At 73.8% G+C, this 18929-nt stretch carries 11 protein-coding genes and 2 pseudogenes; 7 read left to right on the top strand and 6 right to left on the bottom strand.

The genetic code is table 11. The features are described 5' to 3' along the window. Window positions 1-13: 13 nt before the first annotated feature. The 5 genes and pseudogenes from AC069R_RS05625 (at window position 14) to mreB (ending at window position 8373) form a co-directional block, all read left to right on the top strand. Window positions 14-406, top strand: coding sequence for a CU044_2847 family protein (locus AC069R_RS05625; RefSeq protein WP_478764803.1), 393 nt, complete (start codon window positions 14-16; stop codon window positions 404-406). Then, window positions 403-2278, top strand: a pseudogene (locus AC069R_RS05620) (VMAP-C domain-containing protein). The gene AC069R_RS05625 and the pseudogene AC069R_RS05620 overlap by 4 nt, the downstream one beginning before the upstream one ends. Window positions 2279-2313: 35 nt before the next feature. Next, window positions 2314-3361: pseudogene (locus tag AC069R_RS05615) on the top strand (AAA family ATPase). After that, window positions 3351-7196, top strand: coding sequence for an SAV_2336 N-terminal domain-related protein (locus AC069R_RS05610; protein ID WP_478764801.1), 3846 nt, complete (start codon window positions 3351-3353; stop codon window positions 7194-7196). The pseudogene AC069R_RS05615 and the gene AC069R_RS05610 overlap by 11 nt, the downstream one beginning before the upstream one ends. A gap of 139 nt (window positions 7197-7335) precedes the next feature. Beyond that, window positions 7336-8373: a rod shape-determining protein MreB gene (gene mreB / locus AC069R_RS05605; RefSeq protein WP_478764800.1), complete on the top strand. Its 1038-nt coding sequence runs from the start codon at window positions 7336-7338 to the stop codon at window positions 8371-8373. A 23-nt stretch (window positions 8374-8396) separates the two neighbouring features. Here the strand turns inward: mreB and AC069R_RS05600 are convergent, their stop codons facing one another. Next, a complete protein-coding gene (locus AC069R_RS05600; RefSeq protein WP_478764798.1) occupies window positions 8397-9236 on the bottom strand; it encodes a MurR/RpiR family transcriptional regulator in 840 nt (279 codons plus the stop codon). Between the two features lie 113 nt (window positions 9237-9349). On the opposite strand from AC069R_RS05600, the gene AC069R_RS05595 reads away from it, so the two are divergent. Further along, window positions 9350-10186 (top strand): EamA family transporter, encoded by an 837-nt coding sequence (locus tag AC069R_RS05595; RefSeq protein ID WP_478765282.1) that lies wholly within the window; start codon window positions 9350-9352, stop codon window positions 10184-10186. Between the two features lie 126 nt (window positions 10187-10312). Here AC069R_RS05595 and AC069R_RS05590 read toward each other — a convergent pair whose 3' ends face one another. Beyond that, the gene (locus tag AC069R_RS05590) at window positions 10313-11245 is read right to left on the bottom strand and encodes an anti-sigma factor RsbA family regulatory protein (RefSeq protein ID WP_478764797.1); all 933 of its coding nucleotides are present in this window, start codon (window positions 11243-11245) and stop codon (window positions 10313-10315) included. A 177-nt stretch (window positions 11246-11422) separates the two neighbouring features. Between AC069R_RS05590 and AC069R_RS05585 the strand changes: the two genes are divergently transcribed. Beyond that, window positions 11423-12106, top strand: a complete 684-nt coding sequence (locus tag AC069R_RS05585; RefSeq protein ID WP_478764796.1) for an ANTAR domain-containing response regulator — start codon at window positions 11423-11425, stop codon at window positions 12104-12106. A 225-nt stretch (window positions 12107-12331) separates the two neighbouring features. Here AC069R_RS05585 and AC069R_RS05580 read toward each other — a convergent pair whose 3' ends face one another. Genes AC069R_RS05580 through AC069R_RS05565 form a run of 4 tightly spaced genes read right to left on the bottom strand, consistent with a single transcriptional unit; the run spans window position 12332 to window position 18604 of the window. After that, window positions 12332-12616 carry a hypothetical protein gene (locus AC069R_RS05580; RefSeq protein WP_478764795.1) on the bottom strand — a complete coding sequence of 95 codons (285 nt, stop codon included), beginning with the start codon at window positions 12614-12616 and terminating at the stop codon, window positions 12332-12334. Beyond that, the gene (locus AC069R_RS05575) at window positions 12616-17316 is read right to left on the bottom strand and encodes a putative T7SS-secreted protein (RefSeq protein WP_478764794.1); all 4701 of its coding nucleotides are present in this window, start codon (window positions 17314-17316) and stop codon (window positions 12616-12618) included. Before AC069R_RS05575 ends, AC069R_RS05580 begins: the two co-directional genes overlap by 1 nt. Beyond that, entirely contained in the window at window positions 17316-17972 is a 657-nt protein-coding gene (locus AC069R_RS05570) for a hypothetical protein (protein WP_478764792.1), read from the bottom strand. The genes AC069R_RS05575 and AC069R_RS05570 overlap by 1 nt, the downstream gene beginning before the upstream one ends. Continuing rightward, complete coding sequence (locus tag AC069R_RS05565; RefSeq protein WP_478764790.1) at window positions 17972-18604, bottom strand: hypothetical protein; 633 nt, start codon at window positions 18602-18604, stop codon at window positions 17972-17974. Before AC069R_RS05565 ends, AC069R_RS05570 begins: the two co-directional genes overlap by 1 nt. Between the last annotated feature and the right edge of the window lie 325 nt (window positions 18605-18929).

Here is an 18929-nt window from a genome sequence, read left to right as displayed (position 1 = left end):
GACGAGCGGCGGCATGGACCAGCTGGTGGAGTTCAGGACCGAGGACGGCGCGCTGGTCGTGGTGGAGGGTGCCGGTGCCACCCCCCGGCCCGGCACCCGGCTGGTCTCGCGCGGCGACGAGATGGTGCGCGCGGCACAGACCTTCGAGGGCGCGCTGGACGGCGTGCGGGCGGCGGCGGAGGCCGCGCTGCGGGTCTTCCGGGACGGCAGCCTGCGGCCCGACTCGGTGGAGATCGAGTTCGGCGTGAAGATGTCCGCGGAGGCCGGCGCGATCATCGCCAAGGGGTCCGCGGAGGGCCAGTTGGTCGTCAAGCTCCACTGGTCACCGGGGAGTTCGCCGGGCGGCGCGCTGCCCGCCGTGCCGGGTCAGGCCACCGCCGCACCGGAGTCCGCCGAGCGCCCATGAACAGCGCCGCCTGGCATGCCCGGATCCACTGCGGCCATGAGGTGGGCGCGGGTTTCCTGGTCACCGCCCGCCGGGTGCTCACCTGCGCCCATGTCGTCCGCTCCAGCGGCCGGGACCCGGTGACGGTGGTCTTCCCGCACGCCAGGGAGCTGGGCGAGGTCGCCGCCTCGGTCGTCGCGCACGGCGGCTGGGCGGGCGGCGCCACCGACCCCGGTGACGTGGCCGTGCTCGAACTCGACCGCGAGGTCCCCCTCGCCCCGGCCGGTTTCGCACCGCCCGGCGCCGCGTACACCGAGCCGCACCCCCGGCTGCTCGCCTACGGCTTCCCGGTGGGCTACGACGAGGGCACGCTCGCCGAAATTTGGGCCCGTCTCCGGCCAGTTGATCGCGGGCGAGTGGCTGGAGCTGGTGGCCTGGCAGGGGCACGGGCAGCCGATCGAGGCCGGGTTCAGCGGGGCGGCGGCGACCCTGCCGGACGGCCGCGTGGTCGGCATGGTCACCTCGGCCGCGGAGGCGCCGCAGGTGCGCAAGGGCCGGATGCTGCCGCTGGACGTACTGGCCCGGTACTGGCCCGAGCTGGGCGAGCTGGTGCCCACGCCGGGCCACCGGGCGGATGTGCTGCGGGAGTTGTACGGACTGCTGCGGCGCCTGCCGGACGCCCGCGCGTGCGATCCCAACCGGCTGTACGTGGACGCGGTGGGCGCCTTCGGGCCGCCGCTGCCCGAGGGCGGGTTCCCGACGCTCGGGGCGGCCGCCGCCTATGTGCAGTGGGAGGTGCCCGACCCGGCGGCGGTGGACCGGTTCGCGGGCCGGCTGCGGGACGTGGTGGGCGCGGGGGACGTGGGGGGCGCGGGACCGGCGACGGCACCCGCCTCGCCGGTCACCAGGGCCGCGCCGCTCATCGAGTCCGCGCCACTCACCGAAGCCGCGCCGGCGTCCCCGCGCTGGGCGCCGGTCGTCGTGGAGATCGACCACAGCGGCGCCGGGCCCGACCAGGTGACCGTGGAGGTGTCGGCGTTCCGCGACGGGCAGCGCCGCCCGGTGGGCACGCGCCGGCTGCCGCGCTCCGGCGTACGGTCGTACGTCCAGCGCCGCATCGACGAGGCCGTCGCCCATCTCGACCCGGACGCCGAGGAATTGGTGACCTTCGTGCTGCCGCGCGAGTGGCTCAACGAGGCGGTCGCGCACTGGGAGTGCGGCGCGGACGACAGCACGCCGCTCGGCTGCGCCTACCCCCTCGTGGTGACCGACCGGGCGCGGCACCGCAGCAACCGGCTGCGGCACCAGCTCCGCAGGAAGTGGCAGACGCTGGACGCCGGGCGCCCGGTGCGGGTGCACCGGGTGGAGTGCGGCAGCCAGGAGCGGCCGCCCAGCCTGCGCAAGCGGCTGTGGGACGGCGACGCGGGCCTCGCCGGGTTCGCGGTCCCGCCCGCGGCGGCCCGCGAGCACTTCGAGATCGGCCTCACCGTCCCGGTCCCCATCCTGCTGTGGTCCCGTACGGGCTGCCCGGCCGGGGCACACGGCGAGCCGCCGTACGCGCGGGCGGCGGGCGGCGGTCCGGGCGGGTACGAGGACCCGCGCCCGGCCCGCGGCGGCCCCCGCGACACGGCCGCCGCCGGCACCGCGACCGCCGCGCCGCCCCGCCCCGAAGCCCCCGCCCGCTGCCCCGGCACCGCCTTCCTGGACCAGCTCACCGCCGCCGTCGCCGGGGTCCCGCCCGCCGAACTCCCGCGCCACGTCCTGTCGTTACGGGTGACCGCGGCCGCCGCCGACGAACCCGACCGGCACTGGGCCCGCGATCTCCAGCTGCTCTGGGACGACCCCCGCTGCTTCCCCGAGCCCGCCGCCGGCCTGCGCTCCCCCGTCGACTGACCGCCCCCGCCCCCCACCACGGAGAAGAAGAAGCCATGCCCCTGTGGCCCGTCTACACCGGTACGAGCGCGCCGCACGACGGCATCACGCGACTGCCCCCGCCGCCGCCCTGGCGTGACTTCGACGGCGGGCCGGTGCTGGATCCGCCGGACGCGGCCGCCGGACGCGGCCGCCGACCGCGCGGCCGTCTCCCCCGACCGGGTGCACCGCGCCGAGACGTACCGGGCCACCGAGGAGACGGTGCAACTGGTCAACGCGGCCCTGTACCTGCGCCGCCCGCTGCTGGTCACCGGCCCGCCCGGCACCGGCAAGTCCTCCCTGGCGTACGCCGTCGCGCGCGAGCTGCGGCTCGGCCCGGTGCTGCGCTGGAACATCACCAGCCGCAGCACGCTGCACGACGGCCTCTACAGCTACGACCCCCTGTCCCGCCTGTACGCGGCCCGGCAGCGGGCCGCGCACCAGGAGAACGGGCCCGAGACGCCGGACGAGTCGGGGATCGAGCACCATCTGCGCCTCGGCCCGCTCGGCACCGCCCTGCTGCCCTACACCCGCCCCCGCGCGCTGCTCATCGACGAGATCGACAAGAGCGACCTCGACCTGCCCAACGACCTGCTGAACGTGCTGGAGGAGGGCCAGTACCAGATCCCCGAGCTGGTGCGCGCCGCCCGGCTCGCCCCGGACGGCACCGCGTGGGTCCCGGCCGACGGCACCGGCGAACCGGTGCCGGTGGTGCGCGGCCAGGTCCGCTGCCGTGCCTTCCCGTTCGTCGTGCTCACCAGCAACGGCGAGCGCGAGTTCCCGCCCGCCTTCCTGCGCCGCTGCGTCACGCTCCACCTGCGCCGGCCGGACGACCGGCACCTCGCCGACATCGTCCGCGCCCACCTGGGCGAACCGGACTCCTACGCCCAGGAGTTGATCGGCCGCTTCCTGGACCGCACCAGCGCCGGGGACCTGGCCACCGACCAGCTCCTCAACGCGATCTACCTGGCCCGCACCAGCAACCTGGACACCGGCTCCCTGGACCAGCTGGCCGAGCGGCTGATGCCCCACCTGGGACAGGGCACGCAGACCGATGTCTTCTGACCCGCGGGGCGCCCCGGACACCCCCGGCCGCCCGGACGCCCCCGACGCCCTGGCCCGCCTCGCCGCCGTACTCGCCGAGGCGGCCCAGGGCGCGCCCCCGACACCGCGCGAACTGGCCGAACTGCTCTGGCTGGCCGGTCACATGGCGCCGAAAGGCACGACGGACACCGGACCCACCGGGAATACCGGAACCACCGGCAGCGAGGACGCCGGGGACCCCGAAGGCGCGGGCGGCGACAACGCCACGGCCACGGAGCCGGAGCCCGAGCCGGAACCGGGACCGGCGCCCGACCCCGCCCGTGCGCCCCGGCCGCCCGCGGGGCAGCCCCGCCCGCCGCGCCCCGCCCCCGACACCCCCGCCCGCGTCCCGCTGCACCTGCCCTCCCCCGCCCCCTCCGCAAAGCGCGCTCCCCACACCGCCCTGATGGCCCCCGCGCCCCCGATGCTGCGCCACCCGCTCGCCCTCCAGCGCGCGCTGCGCCCCCTGCGGCGCCGGGTGGACGCGCCGATGGGCCGGGAGCTGGACGAGCTGGCGACCGCCGACCGCATCGCCCGGCTGGGCGCCGGTCCCGACCACTGGCTTCCGGTGCTGCGACCCGCCCGCGAGCGCTGGCTGAGCCTGAACCTGGTGTACGACGCGGGTCCCACGATGCCCCTCTGGCGGCCCCTGGTCCAGGAACTGCACACCGCGCTGGCCCAGTCGGGCGCCTTCCGCACGGTCACCCTGTACCGCGCCGGTGCCGACGGCACGGTACGCGGCCCGGACGGGCAGCCGTCCGCCGACGGCCGTACCGTCACCCTGCTGATCAGCGACTGCATGGGCCCGCAGTGGCGGCAGGGCCCCGCCGGCACCCTGTGGTACGCCACCCTGCACCGCTGGGCGCGCCGGATGCCACTGGCCGTCGTACAGCCGCTGCCCGAACACCACTGGCGGGACACGGCGTTGCCCGCCGCGCCCGGCCGGCTCACGGCCCCGCACCCGGCGGCGCCCTCGGCCGCGCTCACCTTCACGCCGTACGACGCGCCGGAGCCGGACGGCGGGACGGAATCGGACGGCGGGGCGTTGCCGGGCGGCGGGGCGGGCCCGGTGGTCCTGCCGGTGCTGGAGCCGGAGCCGCGCTGGCTGGCGAACTGGGCCGGGCTGATCGGCGCGCCCGGCGGCACCCGGTTCCCGGCGGCGGCGGCCCGGTTGACGCGTCCGCTGCCGGCCGACGCGGAGGACCGTACGGACGTCGGCCGGCTTTCCGCCGAGGAGCTGGTGCTGCGGTTCCGGGCGACGGCGTCCCCGGAGGCGTTCCGGCTGGCCGGGCATCTCGCGGTGGGGCGGCCCGATCTGCCGGTGATGCGGCTGGTGCAGGCGGCGGTGGAGCCCGAGCCGCGACCCCGGCATCTGGCCGAGGTGGTGCTCAGCGGCATGCTCGTCGCGCTGCCGGGGGCGCCGGCGGGGTCGTACTCGTTCCGGGAGGGGGTGCGGGAGCTGCTGCTGCTCGGGCTGCCCCGGACCGAGCGCAACCGGACGGTCGAACTCCTGCGGCGGATGGGGGAGTTCGTCGACGAGCTGGCGGGGCGGGCGCCGGGCGGGTTCCGGGCGGTGGTGCCGTCTCCGGGGGGCGCGCCGACGCCGGTGGAGCGGCAGCCGGTCGCCACGCTCAGCGAGGAGAGCGTACGGAGGCTGGCGCCGGCGGGCGGTGAGCGGCTGCTGGCCGGCCGGTACCGGCTGGTGCGGAAGTCGACGGCCGGGAGCGGGAGTTGGGTCGCCGAGGACACCTGGAACGGGGGCGCGCCGGTCGTCGTGTGCCGGTATGTGCGGGGCGAGTACCAGGAGCCCTTCGAGCAGCTCTGCCGGGACCTCGCGGCGGTGCGGCATCCGGGGATCGCGCGAGTCCTCGACCACGGCTTCGCCGAGGGAAAGCCGTACCTGGTAAGGGAGTTCGTTGCGGGCCCGACGCTGCACGAGCATCTGGCCGACGCCTCGTACCGGCCGCACACCGACGAGGTGCGCGCCCTGCGGCGCGCGCTCCGCGAGGCGGCCCACGCCCTGCACGCCCAGGAAGGTCCGCGCGGCGAGCTGGACGCCCGGTCCGTGGTCCTCTCCCCGGACGGACCGGTGCTGACCTGCCTGGACGCCGCACCCCTCGTGCGGGGGAGCCGGGAGCGGACCATGGCGGCGCTCTCGGACCTCCTCGTCTCCCTCTGGGGCAGCACCCAGGTCCTCTTCACCACCGGCGACCTCACCGGGCGCCCGGAGGCCCGGATCACCCTCGAAGCCGCCGTGCACGAGGTCTTCTCCCGCTCGCTGTCCCCCGAGCGGTTCCGGGTGGAGGCCCGCGCGGACGGCTACTGGGTGCGCACCGATCCGTACGCCTATCTGCTGCCGGTCCTCGTCGCCGTCCTGCGCGAACTCCCCCTCGCGCTGGCCGGTCTGTCCGAGCCGACCTGGCTGCGGGTGGTGTTCGGGGCGCCGTCCGTCCGGCCGCCGCGGACGGCCACCGGCGTCGACGTGCTGGTACCGCCCGCGCTGTACGACGAGTTCGCCGCCAGCTCCGCCGCAGCGGACGCCCCGCCCTTCGAACCGCTCTACCGCGACGACGCCCCGGACGCGCCCCCCGCGGCCTGGTACTGCCCGCTCACCGCCGAACGCCCCGAACGCGAGCTGGTGCAGGGGCCGTTCATCACCCGCGACCTGCGTGCGCTGGGTGTGCCCACGCCGGGCCGGGCGGCCGTCGTGCACACGAGACCGGACGGCACGCTCGCCCTGTTCGACCCGATCCACCCGTACGCCCCCCGCCCGGAGACCTACTACACGGTCGACCTCACCGTGCAGCACGCCCGGCACCCGCTGGCGCTGCCCAGCTCCGGGAAGGCCGTGTTCGGCGCGGTGGCGGAGCTGACCTGGCAGGTGACCGACCCCGTCGCCTTCGTCCGGGCCGGTATCCCCGGCGTCGCCGCCCGGCTGCTCGACCATCTGCGGGACGCGGCGGCCCGGATCACCGGGCGGCACCCGGCGCGCCGGGCGAACGCGGCCGAACGCGCGGTCAACGGCGGGGTGCGGGACTGGCCGGTGCCGGGGCTCACCGTGTCGTACACCGTGCGGCTGGACGCGGACCGGGCGCCCGGACCCGCGCCCGCCGCCGCGCCCCCCGAGGCGCTGCTCACCGGCGCCGACTGCGTGCTGTTCGGCTTCGACGGGCCGCTCACCCGGCTGTTCACGGCGGCGTCCGCGCGCGCGGCCGTACTCGACCTGCTGAACGTCGTGGCCGAACACCGCGAGCCCGAAGACGCGTTGGCGGGGCGGCCGCTGCCGGCGGCCGCGGGGGCGGCGGGCCTGGAGGCGTTCCCGCATCCGCTGGATCTGCTGCGCGCCTTCGCCCACGACCGGCTCGGGCCGGTGCTGCGGGACCGGCTGGAGGAACTGGAACTGGCCGCCGTACCGGACGCGCCGATGACGCACCGCTCGCTCGCGCTGGTGCGGGCGCTGCACGCGTCCGGGCGCCGGGTGAGCGTGGTGTCGGACGTGAGTTCCCGTGCGGTGCAGCGGGGCGTGGAGGCGTACAAGCTGCCGCTCGCGGGGGTGCACGGGCGGCGCGAGGACCTGGGGCTGCTGACGCCGGACCCCGGCACCCTGCTGCGGGCCCTGGCCCATCTCGGCCGGCCGGCCGGGCGGGCCGTGCTGCTCGGTTCCTCGGTGGCCGAGCTGACGGCGGCCCAGCGGCTCGGCCTGCCCTTCATCGGGTTCGCGGCCTCCGCCTCCGGGCGGCGGCTGCTGCGGGAGGCCGGCGGGGCGGCGGTCGTCTCCTCGCTCGAACCCCTCCTGGAGGCGGTGCGCGCCGGCTGACCCGGCGACACTCCGGGGGGCCGGTGATTAACGCCCGTTCGGCGGCGCCCCGCCCGGCCCCCCACAAAAGGCGGGCCGCCATGGGCGCCGCGCAGGATACGGAGAGTAAGGAATTCGCCCCGCGCTCGGAGGAGCTGCCGTGTCCGTCAGCCTGGAGCAGTTGCGCCGCTGTCACTTCGCCGTCGATCTGGGCGCGGCCCGTACGCGGGTGTATGTGAAGGGCGCGGGCCTCGTCGTGGACCAGCCCTCGGTCGCGGCCGTGAACGTGCGGTCCGGTTCGCTGATCGCGGTGGGCGACTTCGCGGAGCAGATGACCGGCCGCACCCCCGACTACATCCGGGTCGTACGGCCCATCTCCGGCGGCACGGTGGTGGACATCGACATGGCGCAGCGGATGCTGCGGCATCTGATGGGCGACAAGTTGCGCCGGGCGCTGCGCCGCAAGCCCCGGTTGCGGGCGGCCGCGTGCACTCCGCACGACGCCGATCCGCTGGCCCAGCGGGCGACGGTCGAGACGCTGCTCGGACTCGGCGCGCGCCGGGTGGAGCTGGTGGACACGCTGATCGCGGCGGCGGTGGGCTGCGGACTGCCGGTGGAGCGGCCCGAGGCCACCATGATCATGGTGTGCGGGGCGGCGGCCACCCAGGTCGCGGTGCTGTCGCTGGGCTCGATCGTGACGGCCGAGCGGATCCCGGTGGGCGGCGAGGCCGTGGACCACGCGGTCGTGCAGTATCTGCGGCACGCGCACGAGCTGCTGCTGCCCAGCCAGTCGGTACGGCCGCTGCAACTGGCCCTGTCGGGCAACGGGCTGACCCCGCAGGGCCCGCCGCAGACCGAGATCAACGGCCGGGACGTGGCCACCGGGCTGCCGCGCACCGTGCGGGTGGAGACCTCGGCGGTGCGGGAGGCGATCCAGACCCCGCTGACGGCCGTCCTGGACGGCATCGGCAAGGTGCTGCGCGAGTGCCCGCCGGACCTGGTGGCCGATCTCGCCGACCGCGGGATCATCATGGTCGGCGGTTCGGCGCTGCTGCCCGGCCTCGACCAGATGGTGCGCGAGGCCACCGGGATGCCGGTGTTCATCGCCGAGCGCCCGGACGTGTGCGCGGCCCGCGGGCTCGGCGAGATGCTGGAGGGGCGGATCGAACCGCTGGTCCTGGACCCGCTGGCCGCGTGAACTCCCCCGCCCGGAGCGGGCGTTCAGTAGGCGTGGTCGGCCGTGATGTCCGCCGACAGGTCGAGCCGGCTGCGCGCGGTCTCGGGGCGCAGGCCCATCAGGAGGTGGGTCAGGGCGTCCACGGCGGCGAGGTGGGCGATCCGGCTGGCGGAGGTCTCCAGGCCGAAGACGAGGTCCTGGCCGCCGGCCACGAGCACCGGGCCGCTGGTCTCGCTCAGCGGTGAGCGGGCGTAGCTGGTGAGCGTGACCACGGTGGCCCCGGCCCGCCGGGCGCGGCGCGCGGCGTCGACGGTGGTGCGGGTGGCCCCGGTGTGGCTGATGGCGAAACAGACGCCGTCCGGCGGGAGTTGGGCGGCGGCGAGCTGGGCGGTGAGGGGGTCGGGCGGCGCGTCGACCTGGCAGCCGAGGGCGCGCAGCCGGTAGGCGGCGTCGAGGGCGACCGCGCCGGAGAGCCCCGCGCCGGCCACGACGACGCGCGATGCGGCGTGCAGGGCCTCGGCCGCGGCGGTGAGCGCGCCGGGGTCGAGGGTCGCGGCGAGGCCGTCCAGGGCGTCGCGGGAGGCGCCCAGCGTGGCGGCGAGCGCGTGCGCGGCGGGCTCGTCCACCGGTGGCGGGGGCGGTTCGGGCGCCTGCCGCGCGGCCTCCAGCTTCAGCTCCTGGAACCCCCGGAAACCGAGCCGCTGGCAGGTGCGTACGACGGTGGAGGACGCGGCGCCGGCCAGCGCAGCCACGTCGCTGACGCTGAGGTGGACCAGCGCGGCGCCCTGATCGAGCACCACCCGCGCCACACGGACCTCGGTCTCGCGCAGCTCGGGCAACCGGGCCCGGATCCGGGCGGAGAGACTGGCGGAATTTCGTTCCATACGCTTAGCGTACCGTGGAATCCCATTCCACAACCGCCCCCGACCCCCGTCTCCGCCCGCTCGCCCTCCCCGCTCGCCCTCCCGCCAGGAGTCGCCGCACCATGCCAGGAACCATGTCCGCGCCCGTGCTCGCCGCCGTCCTCACGGCCGCGGTGCTGCACGCCGTCTGGAACTCGATCGCCCACCGGATACCGGACAAGCTCATCGGATTCACGCTGATCAGCGTGGCCTGCACCGGGTGCGCGGCCGTTCTGGTCTGTCTCACCCCGCTGCCCCCGGCGGGCGCCTGGCCGTTCCTCGCGGCCTCGGCCGTGCTCCAGGTCACCTCGCAGCTGTTCCTGCTGCGCGCCTACCAGCTGGGCGACTTCGGGCAGATGTACCCGCTGGCCCGCGGCGTCGCCCCGCTGCTCGTGGCCATCGCCTCGGTGACCCTGCTCGGCGGGGCGCTCACCGCGCTCCAGGGAGCGGGCGTACTGCTGGTCTCCGGGGGCCTCGCCGCCCTGGCCCTCGCCTCCGGCCGCATCCGCCGCGCCCAGCTCCCGGCCCTCGGCGCCGCGCTCGGCTCGGGCACGATCATCGCCTCGTACACCCTGGTCGACAGCGTGGGCGTACGGCGCTCACCCGACGCCCTCGCCTACACCGCCTGGCTCTTTCTGCTCCAGGGCCCGATCATGCCCGCCATCGCGCTGGCCCGGCGCCGCGGCGGGCTGCTCGCCCAGGTGCGCCCGGTCCTCGGCACCGGGCTGCTGGGCGGGGTGCTGTCCATGACGGCGTACGGCCTGGTCGTCTGGGCCCAGGCACACGGCGAGGTCGCCGCGGTGGCCGCCCTGCGCGAGACCGGCATCCTGGTCGCCGCGGTCATCGCGACCCTGCTGTTCCAAGAGCCGTTCGGACGGCTGCGGCTGGTGGCGGGGGCGGTGGTACTGACGGGAATCGGGCTCATCCGCTAGGCCGCCGGACCGCCGGGCCACCGGACCGCCGGGCCACCGGGCCGCTGGGCCGCTGGGCCGCTGGGCCGCTGGGCCGCTGGGCCGCTGGGCCGCTGGGGCAGGGTGATCCGAGAGCCGCCCCGGCCGTCATCCGTCGAGGTGGCAGCGGATCGTCGTACCGGCCGGGCCCGTGTGCGTGCGCACCAGGCCGGCCACCAGGTTGACCAGGAGCAGGCCCCGGCCGCCGCGCCGGCCGGGGGCGGCGGGGCGGCGGCCGGCCAGCGGATCGGTCAGCCGGCCCGTGTCGCGCACCTCGCACAGCACCTGGCCGCCCTGCGCCCACACGGTCAGCGTGCCCGAACCCCCGCCGTGCAGCACGCTGTTGGTGGTCAGCTCGGCGGTGATCAGCGTCAGGTTCTCCAGCGCCTCCCCGCGCAGCCCGAGCGCCGCGCCCTGCGCCGAGGCCCGGTGCCGGACGTCCGGCAGCCGCTCCGCGTCGAACCACACGTGCAGCACACCGGGACCGGCGGCCGGGGCGGGCGGCAGCGGGACGTTGTGGCGGGCGACGGCACCCTCCGGGTCGTAGTCCGCACTGGGCCGCTCCTCCGCGCCCTTGATGACGACGGGATGGGTGGTCCGGGCGTCGGCCAGCGCCCGCGGGTCCAGCGCGGCGGTGTCGTACGGGCACAGGATGGTGATCTCCCGCCCCCGGAACGCCGCGTTGATCAGCGCCTCGTGCTGTACGCAGGCGGGGTACTCGGCCGGGCCGCGCCCCGCCCAGACCGGCTCGCCGATGATCCGGGTGCGCCGTCCGGGCGGCTGGGCGTCGGCGAAGGCGCGCAGCACACCGGGGATGATCCGGCCGGGGTTGCGCCCCGCCTCCCGCATGTCGAGGAAGCGCACCCCTTCCCGCTCCGCGCCCAGCGCGTCCCGGATCAGCGCCAGCTTCTCCCCCGGTACGGCCACGGCGACCGGCTCGCCGGCGGCCAGCGCGGCGCGGACGAAGGGGACGGTGCCGTCGAGGTAGGCGCGCCGGTCGCCGTAGAAGAGCGCGGGGTGCGCGAAGGGCTCGCCGCTCATGAGACACCTCGCTTCCCGGCAGCGTGGACCACGCCCGCGCCTTCCCTCGGCGGCACGAACCATGCGGCCCGTTTCCCGCGCGCGGTTCCGGCCGTTCTCCCGACCACAGGGGGTGTAGCCGCCCGCACGCAGGGCAGGCGATCGCGTGGCGCCCTTGGACCGAGCGGGAGGGGAGACATGACCTCAGCGGGACTCGCAGCCCACACCGTGGGACTGAACGCGCTGGTGATCGACGCCTGCCAGGAGGGCCGGCGCGCCCTGCTGACAGCCCGCGGCGAACTGGTCCACGGCGGCACCGACACCCTCGGCGACGCCCTGGCCGCCCTGCCCCCGGACATCACCGCGGTCGAAGTGGACCTGGCCGGGGTGTCCTTCCTGGACACGACGGGGCTCGCCTGTCTCGACCTGCTGAGCGAGTACGGCCGGCGGCACGGCGTACGGGTCACCACCCGCGGTTGGCGGGGCCAGCCGCGGCGCGTCCTGGAACTGGTCGGCCTGGACACACGGCACCCGCTGCGCACCGGAGCGTCCGCCGCGCCCGACCCCGCGGTCCGCACCGCCTCCGCGGTCGCCCGCGAACGCGCCGAGCAACTGGACGTGCTGCGCCTGGAGATAGCGCAGCTGCGGCACGCCCTGGATTCCCGCCCGGTGATCGACCAGGCCCGCGGCGTCCTGATGGCGGCCCACGGCTGCACCCCGGACCAGGCCTGGGAGATCCTGCGCGAGGCCTCCCAGCACTCCAACACCAAGCTCCACCGCATCGCCGCCGCCATCACCGCGAGCGCGACCCCCGACGGCCCGCCCCCACCGGAACCTCTGCGCCGCGCCCTGCGCACGGCCGCGGCCCACCACGCCCCCTGAGGCGCGGGCGACTTCAGTACGGCAGCACGCGCCCCGACGGCGTCCTGCGATCGATCTCCTGCTCCCGCGGCGCGACGGGCCGCCGGCTGACACGTACCCGGATCCGACGGTCCATGACGCCTCCCTCTGCCGACATCGGTAGGGGGTCCGTGCCCACGGGAGGGGGACTTCAAGCCCCGCGACGGCCACGTATCCACGCCGTGACCTCCGCGCGCCGTACGGGACTTACCCGCGCTGGTCGAACGGATCGATCGCGATCGACTCATGGATGCCGAGCAGATGGCACTCACCGGTCACGCCGTGCACGGCGACTTCGCAGGGTCCGTAGCAGAAGTACTTGTCATCCCTGGTGGCGACATACTTCGCAGACTGGAAGGCGAAGTAGAAGAACTCACCTTTCTGCGCCTTGTACTTCTCCTCCGGAAACATGGCCACCTCGACGTCCCAGTTGGCCGACAGCTGCCGGACATAGTCCGTCGCGATCTGCTCCGCCTGCTCCATCGTGTACATCAGTTCGTCCTCATCAGCTTGAATACCTTGAAGTACGTAGGGTTGACAAAGCCTGTCTGGGCATCGATGAAAAGTACGCGCCCCTGTTGATTCAAGATATTGAATACGTGACCGCGCAAACCCGGACCAGGTCTCGCCGCGACTATACCGCGGGCACCGTCCCCGGAATTCCTTATATGGTCGACCATTCCCCAAAAATCGGTGTCCTTGAAGTTCGCCCCGTATACGTTTTCCAGGCGATCCAACTCCTGCAATCCTCCCATGTCCCCCGGTACGGGATGGACTCCCTCCCCCCGCATGTACCGCTCGAACGCATCGGCCACGAAGGTGCAGTTCGTGTTCCCGCCCTCGGGATTGAACTGTTTCGCCAGATCGGGGAAATTGGGAGTTTCATAGGGCTTCGGCGGGACGGCCGACTTCTGCGGGGCAAGCCCCAGGGGATCGCACGCGACCGAAGGCCGGTCCACATATCCGGCGGGGTTGGCCGCCGGGGCGAGCCCGAGGGGGTCGAGGCTGACATAGCGGCCCACGTCGGGGTCGTAATACCTCAGGTAATTGTAGTGCAGGCCGGTCTCGTGGTCGAAATACTGTCCCGGAAAACGGAGTGGGGTGTAGGCGCGGCTTTCCGCCGGCCAGGACAGTTTTCCCCAGTTCGTGGCACGGGAGCGCCAGGCTATGTCGCCGGACTCGTCGACCAGTTCGCAGGGGGACCCCGACAGGTCCGACACCATGGCGAAGAACCGGGCGTCTATCTCCCCCTGCGGAGCGTCGGCCATGGTCCTGCGCTCGCTCTGCGCGACCGCTTCGGCGCCGTGGAGATGCCACGTCAGCGTCACCGCGTCGCTCTGCTCGCCCCACCTGGTCGTCTGCTCGCAGAGGGTGACGCCGTCCCAGCTGAAGTCCACCTGTTCCAGGACGCCGACGCCGTCCTCGGCCATCCGCTGCTTGCCGATGCGCCGGCCCAGGGCGTCGTACCGGTAGCGCCATACCGTGCCGTCCGGAGTGACGACACGGGTGAGCCGGTCCTCCGCGTCCCAGCTGTACCGCCAGGTGTCCGGTTTACGGGAGAGCCGGGTCTTCTGACGGAGGATCATCCGGCCCGCGTCGTCGTACTCGTAGCGGATCCGGCCGGCCCGTACGAGGTCGGCGCCCCGGTAGGCCCGATCGCCGCACCCCTCGTCGCCGAACCGCCGCGCCGGCCAGTCGGCCGCCATCTGGTTGCCCAGCGCGTCGTACGCGTAGGACTCCGCCCACCCGTCGCCGCTCACCCGCGTCGTCCTGCCCGCCGGGTCGAGTGCGTAGCTGCGGGCGCCGTTCAGCTGGTCGTCGACCTTCGTCAGGCTGCCGTCCGGACGGTACTCGTAGCTCCTCGACTGGATCCGGCCACGCGTGTGGTCCACCGTCTGGGAGATCAGCCGGTTCATCGCGTCGAACGACCGGGAGATGGTCAGGGATTCGCCGAAGCGGCGGCTGATCTCGCGGCCTACCTGGTCGTATTCCAGCGCGATGACGCGGCCGTCGGCCGTGAGCCGGGCGGGCTTCCCCGTGGCGTCGTATTCCCAGACGCTCTGGGCGCCCGACGGCGTCGTACGCCGGATCAGGTTGCCGAACTCGTCGTACTGATAGGCGACTTCCCGGTCGTCGATCCGCTCGGAGAGCAGCCGCCCGTGCCGGTCGCGCAGCAGGGTCAGGACCGCGTCGGGACTCTCCGCGCGGGCGATCTGGCCGGTGAAGTCGTAGGTGTACGACATCGGTTCCCCGTCGACGCTCTTGCGTACGACCTGTCCCAGCTCGTCGTGCTCGAAGGTGACGACCTGGCCGAGCGCGTTCGTGCGGGAGACGAGGTCACCGGCCGCGCTGTAGGAGTACCGGACGACCCGGCCGCCGAAGTCGGTCTCGGCGACCGGCCGTCCGACCGCGTCGTATGCGTAGGTCCAGGTCAGTCCCTGGGGGTTGGTGACCCGTGTGAGGCGGAGTTCGGTGTCGTACGCGAACTCGTGACGGGAGCCGTCGGGTTCGACGCGCGCGGTCAGCAGATCGAAGGGGGCGTACTCGAAGCGGGTGACCTGGCCGAGGGTGTCGGTGTGCGTGAGGCAGTTGCCCTCGCCGTCGTAGGTCCACGTCTCCTCGGACCCGTCCGGGTTCCGGCGGCGGGTGATCTTGCCTTCGACGGACCATTCCATCGTCCCGGTCGCGCCCGAGGGGTCCGTGATGGAGACGACACGGCCGAGCGCGTCCCGCTCGTACCGCATGACGCTGCCCGTGTGGTCGCGTATCTCGACGGGCAGACCGGCCGCGTCGCACCGTATCTCCGTCACGCGGCCGTACCGGTCGCGCACCGCGGTCAGCCGCCCGGATTCGTCGTACGCGAACGAGGACCTGCCGCCGCTGGAGTCGGCGACCGATGTCCGGTTGCCGCGGTCGTCGAACTCCTGCCGGACCGTCGTCCCGTCGGGGTGCCGCACATGGGTGAGCCGGCCGCGGGCGTCGTAGGAGAAGACGGTGCGCCGGCCGTCCGGGCGGATGATCTCCGTCGGGTTCCCGAGGTCGTCGTGCCGGTAGGACGTGGTGCGGCCGACCGCGTCGGTCTCGGACAGCAGGCGGTTGAACCGGTCGTGGGTGAAGCGCCTGGTGTGTCCGGCAGGGTCCACGATGGCGACGATCTGGTACAGGTCGTTGACGAAGTACCGGCGTACGGCGCCTTCCCCGTTGACCGCCGTCGTGGTCCGCAGCCCGGACTCCGGGTCTCTTTCGCCGTACGACAGCCTGAGGCCCATGTGCCCTTCGGCGCCGCCCTGCGCGACGCACCGGTCCCTGGCGTCGTACTCGTACGCGTAGGTGTGCCCGTTGGTGTCCGTCCACGAGGTGACGCGGCCCGCCTCGTCGTAGTCGAACCTGAGGGGCAGTCCGGAGGAGTTCCTGACCTCGGTGAGGTTCCCAAGCGTGTAGCCGTAGCGGACCAGCGGGAGATCGGTGCCGTCCCCGGCGCCGCCGACCAGGTGCACGCCGGTGACCAGCCGGTCGGTGCTGTCGATCCGCAGGCGGTATCCGCTGCTGTGCGCGATGGCCGAGGGGACGCCCGTCTCGTCGTACTCGAAGTCGACCCGGTTGCCGTTGCGGTCGTCGATCCGCACCAGCACGGCCAGGTTCTCGTCCTGGTCCTCGAAGTGCCAGACCCGCCCGGCCCGCGGGTCGGTGACGGTGTAGCCGTACGCCTCGCGGCTCAGCGGCCAGCGCGGACCGTGGGTCGGCAGGACCGGCAGGCCGGGTGCCGGATGCGGGTAGAAAAGCCGCGTCCCGTCCTCGTGGAGGAAGGTGACCCCGGCGGAGGCGATGTCCAGCCGCTGGTCGAGGGTGCCGGCCCAGGAGGGGCCGAACCAGCGCCCGTGCGCGGTGCCCGACTCCACCCGGCGCTTGACCGCGAAGGGCAGCGCGCCGGGCAGGGACACGTCCGTCTGGTCCAGGAACATCCGGCCCGTGGCCAGGTTGACCGGGTCGGTGCCCGCGGACTCCACATCGACCGGGGTCTGGCTCTCGGCCGCGCCCGGCAGCTCCGTGGCGCCGGTCTCCGCGGCCTCCGCACCGTCGGCGGCCAGCATTCCCTCGTCCGCGATCGCTCCCGCCCCGTCCGTCCCCGCGGCCAGGACGACCTGGGGAATCAGTTCCCCCATGAAGTTGGCCGGATCCGAGGAGAACGACTTCCAGGCCGAGTCGAGGGCGCGGTCGGGATGCGTGGCCATGCTGACCACGCCGCCGAGCAGCTGCACCTTGTTCTGGAGGAAAGCCGCCGGATGCGTCAGGTTGTAGGCGTCCAGGGGATCGACGCTGCGGAAGAAGTTCACGATGCCCGCGGTGCCCTTGACGATGCCGCCGAAGACATGGGCTCCGTCGATGACGTTGGCCGCCAGCAAGTCCGTCCCGTCCAGCTTCAGCTGCCGGCCGACCGACGGTTCCTTCGGCGCGTGCTGCATCGCGGCCTTCAGCTTGGCCCCGATCTCGCCGGCGATCTTGTTCCGCAGCGACCGGGCCGCGTCGAGGACCTGCTGCGCCTCCTGGAGCGCGTCCTCGCCGGGATCCTTCTCCGAGGGGCGCGGACCGGGGTCCTCGCTGCCGGCCTCCACCTTGTGGTTGTACGACTCGACCTGCTTGCGGTACGCGTCGGAGGCGGACTTGCCCCGCTTGTACAGGCTGATCGCCTCGCGCGCCTGCCCCTGAGCCCACTCGACGGTGTCGGCAAGGCCGTCCAGCGCCGTGGCCGCGTCCTGGAAGGCCACCGCGGCCTGGAGCCACTTGGTGGGGTGCAGGGCGAACTTCTCGCGGAAGGTGTCCGCGGCCTGGCCCTGCCAGCCGCCCGAGTCGACGGCCTTCATGCCCACGCCAACCTCTTCGAAGGCCGTGGCGAACACCACCAGGTGCTTGGCCTTCTCACGGATCGTCGACGGTTTGCCGTGGATCAGATCGGACGGTTCGACATCCGGCCCCAGCTCCCGCTCGGCGACATGCGCACCGAGATAGGAGGCGGCCCGGTCTCCGGCGTGCCGCACCTTCTGGGCCACGCCGTGCGCGCCGACCTTGTCGAGAGCGTCGCCGGTGAGGTCCGCGCCGTCGTCGATCAGCCGCCCGGTGTCGCGTTTGGCGTGGTCGTAGAGGTTCTTGCCCCCGCTCAGGATCTCGCCCCCGAGCTTGCCCCACCCCGCCATCAGCCCTGCCCCTCGGGTTTCAGTCCGAACTCCTTGTCCACCGCGGCGTTGTACCGGCCCCGGTCCATCCCGGTGAGCGTCGGCACGGCTTCCACGCCGGGGACCGTCTCGGCGGTCGCCAGGTCACGTCCCATTCCCTTGAGGGTCTGTTCCGAGACGTCGAGACCGTCCTTGAAGGACTTCTCGCTGTAGTCGGGATGCAGCCAGCCGGGCGTGGCCAGCTGGCTCCAGCTCTGCTGGTCGATCTGCTGCTCGGAGGCGTACGGGTTGCCCGTGAGGGAGTTGAGGCCGACCTTGAGCGAGTTCTTCACGGTCTGGTCGGTCTGGTACAGCGTTCCCGCCGAGAGGCCGACCCCCGCCGCGAACCCGTTCCCCTCGTCGATCAGGGCTCGCACGCCCCACTGCCAGCGCTCGCAGAACGAGTGGAAGACGGCGCCGACGGTCTCGTCGCCGATGGTCATGCCGTCCATTTCGAGGTCGTCGAAGCCACGCCCCGTGCCGGACACGCCCGCGTCGTTGACGAGGCCCAGCTTGCCCAGTTCGGCGAGGGCCTTGTCGATCCCGTCGGCGATCAGTGCCAGCCCGACGACTTTCAGATCGGGGACGCCACCCGCGCCCGTCCCGCCGTCGCCGCCCCCGCCGGACATCGCCTCCATTACCGTTCTTCCTCCCCATCCTCACGGTGGTCCGTCCCGTCCACCGCGGCCGCGTCCGGCACCACTGTGGCCACCGGCGGCAGCACCAGACCGTGTTCGCCGTCGGCGGCGTCGACCAGTACTCCGCACGGCACCCCCGTCCCGGCCACCGCCGGTACGGCCGCGTCGAGCAGAGCGGCACCCCACACGCTCCGGTACCGCCAGGCCCGCGCGTCCTCCCCGCGGGCCGCCGCGTACCGCGCGAGCGCCGCCTCGCCGGTGAAGGCCAGGAGCCAGCGCACTTCGCCCATGTCCACCGTCAAAGGGGCTTCCCCGGCATCCGGTCCAGGCAGGGTGCCCACCGGCACCAGCACCCGCGAACGCCGGAACTCGCCCAGCTGGTCGAGGAATCGGCGCCGGCGCACCCGCACGCCCTCCCGCCCGGCGGCCGGTTCGACGTGGGAGGGGGCGGTACCGGCGTCATCGGCGTCGTACGACGAGCCGGTGACGGCGCTGGACGGGGCGGGGGCGGCGGGGTCCTCCGCTTCCTCGCCACCGGTACGGATCACCGTCTGCTCGGCGATGTCCGTCAAGCTCGATCGCGGCGCGCCGGTACCGCCGTGCGCGCCCGGCGTCTGCCCTGCCTCGTCCACCGTCAAGTCCCTGTCATGGGGCAGTCTGCCGACCCGCCTTCAATGATCAAACTTCAACATGCTCACAAGGCGTGATCAACGGGTACAACCACCCGCAACCCAAGGGCGCTCAAAGGAATCCCCAAGATCAAAGAAGGCCGGGGACGGCGTCGGGACCGGCCGGGCCGCGGAACACCACGGGCCCCGCCGGAACATCACCCCTGAAGACCCAGGTGGCGATCGATTCTGCTCTGGTGGGGCGGGTGGGACTCGAACCCACGGCCGACGGATTATGAGTCCGTTTCGGATCTCCCGATCAGTCCACACTTTTGCCTTGGTTTACCCA

Source organism: Streptomyces sp. NPDC043952 (assembly GCF_056435325.1).
The sequence above is the reverse complement of the archived record's forward strand: the minus strand, read 5'-3'. Positions and strand labels throughout refer to the sequence as shown.

What these genes read in the sequence shown, in the direction of transcription:
- AC069R_RS05580 (WP_478764795.1), bottom strand. Translation starts at nt 12,616, where the DNA reads ATGTACACGATGGAGCAGGCGGAGCAGATCGCGACGGACTATGTCCGG.
- AC069R_RS05590 (WP_478764797.1), bottom strand. Translation starts at nt 11,245, where the DNA reads ATGAGCGGCGAGCCCTTCGCGCACCCCGCGCTCTTCTACGGCGACCGG.
- AC069R_RS05610 (WP_478764801.1), top strand. Translation starts at nt 3,351, where the DNA reads ATGTCTTCTGACCCGCGGGGCGCCCCGGACACCCCCGGCCGCCCGGAC.
- AC069R_RS05625 (WP_478764803.1), top strand. Translation starts at nt 14, where the DNA reads ATGGACCAGCTGGTGGAGTTCAGGACCGAGGACGGCGCGCTGGTCGTG.
- AC069R_RS05600 (WP_478764798.1), bottom strand. Translation starts at nt 9,236, where the DNA reads ATGGAACGAAATTCCGCCAGTCTCTCCGCCCGGATCCGGGCCCGGTTG.
- AC069R_RS05575 (WP_478764794.1), bottom strand. Translation starts at nt 17,316, where the DNA reads ATGGCGGGGTGGGGCAAGCTCGGGGGCGAGATCCTGAGCGGGGGCAAG.
- AC069R_RS05570 (WP_478764792.1), bottom strand. Translation starts at nt 17,972, where the DNA reads ATGGAGGCGATGTCCGGCGGGGGCGGCGACGGCGGGACGGGCGCGGGT.
- AC069R_RS05595 (WP_478765282.1), top strand. Translation starts at nt 9,350, where the DNA reads ATGTCCGCGCCCGTGCTCGCCGCCGTCCTCACGGCCGCGGTGCTGCAC.
- AC069R_RS05585 (WP_478764796.1), top strand. Translation starts at nt 11,423, where the DNA reads ATGACCTCAGCGGGACTCGCAGCCCACACCGTGGGACTGAACGCGCTG.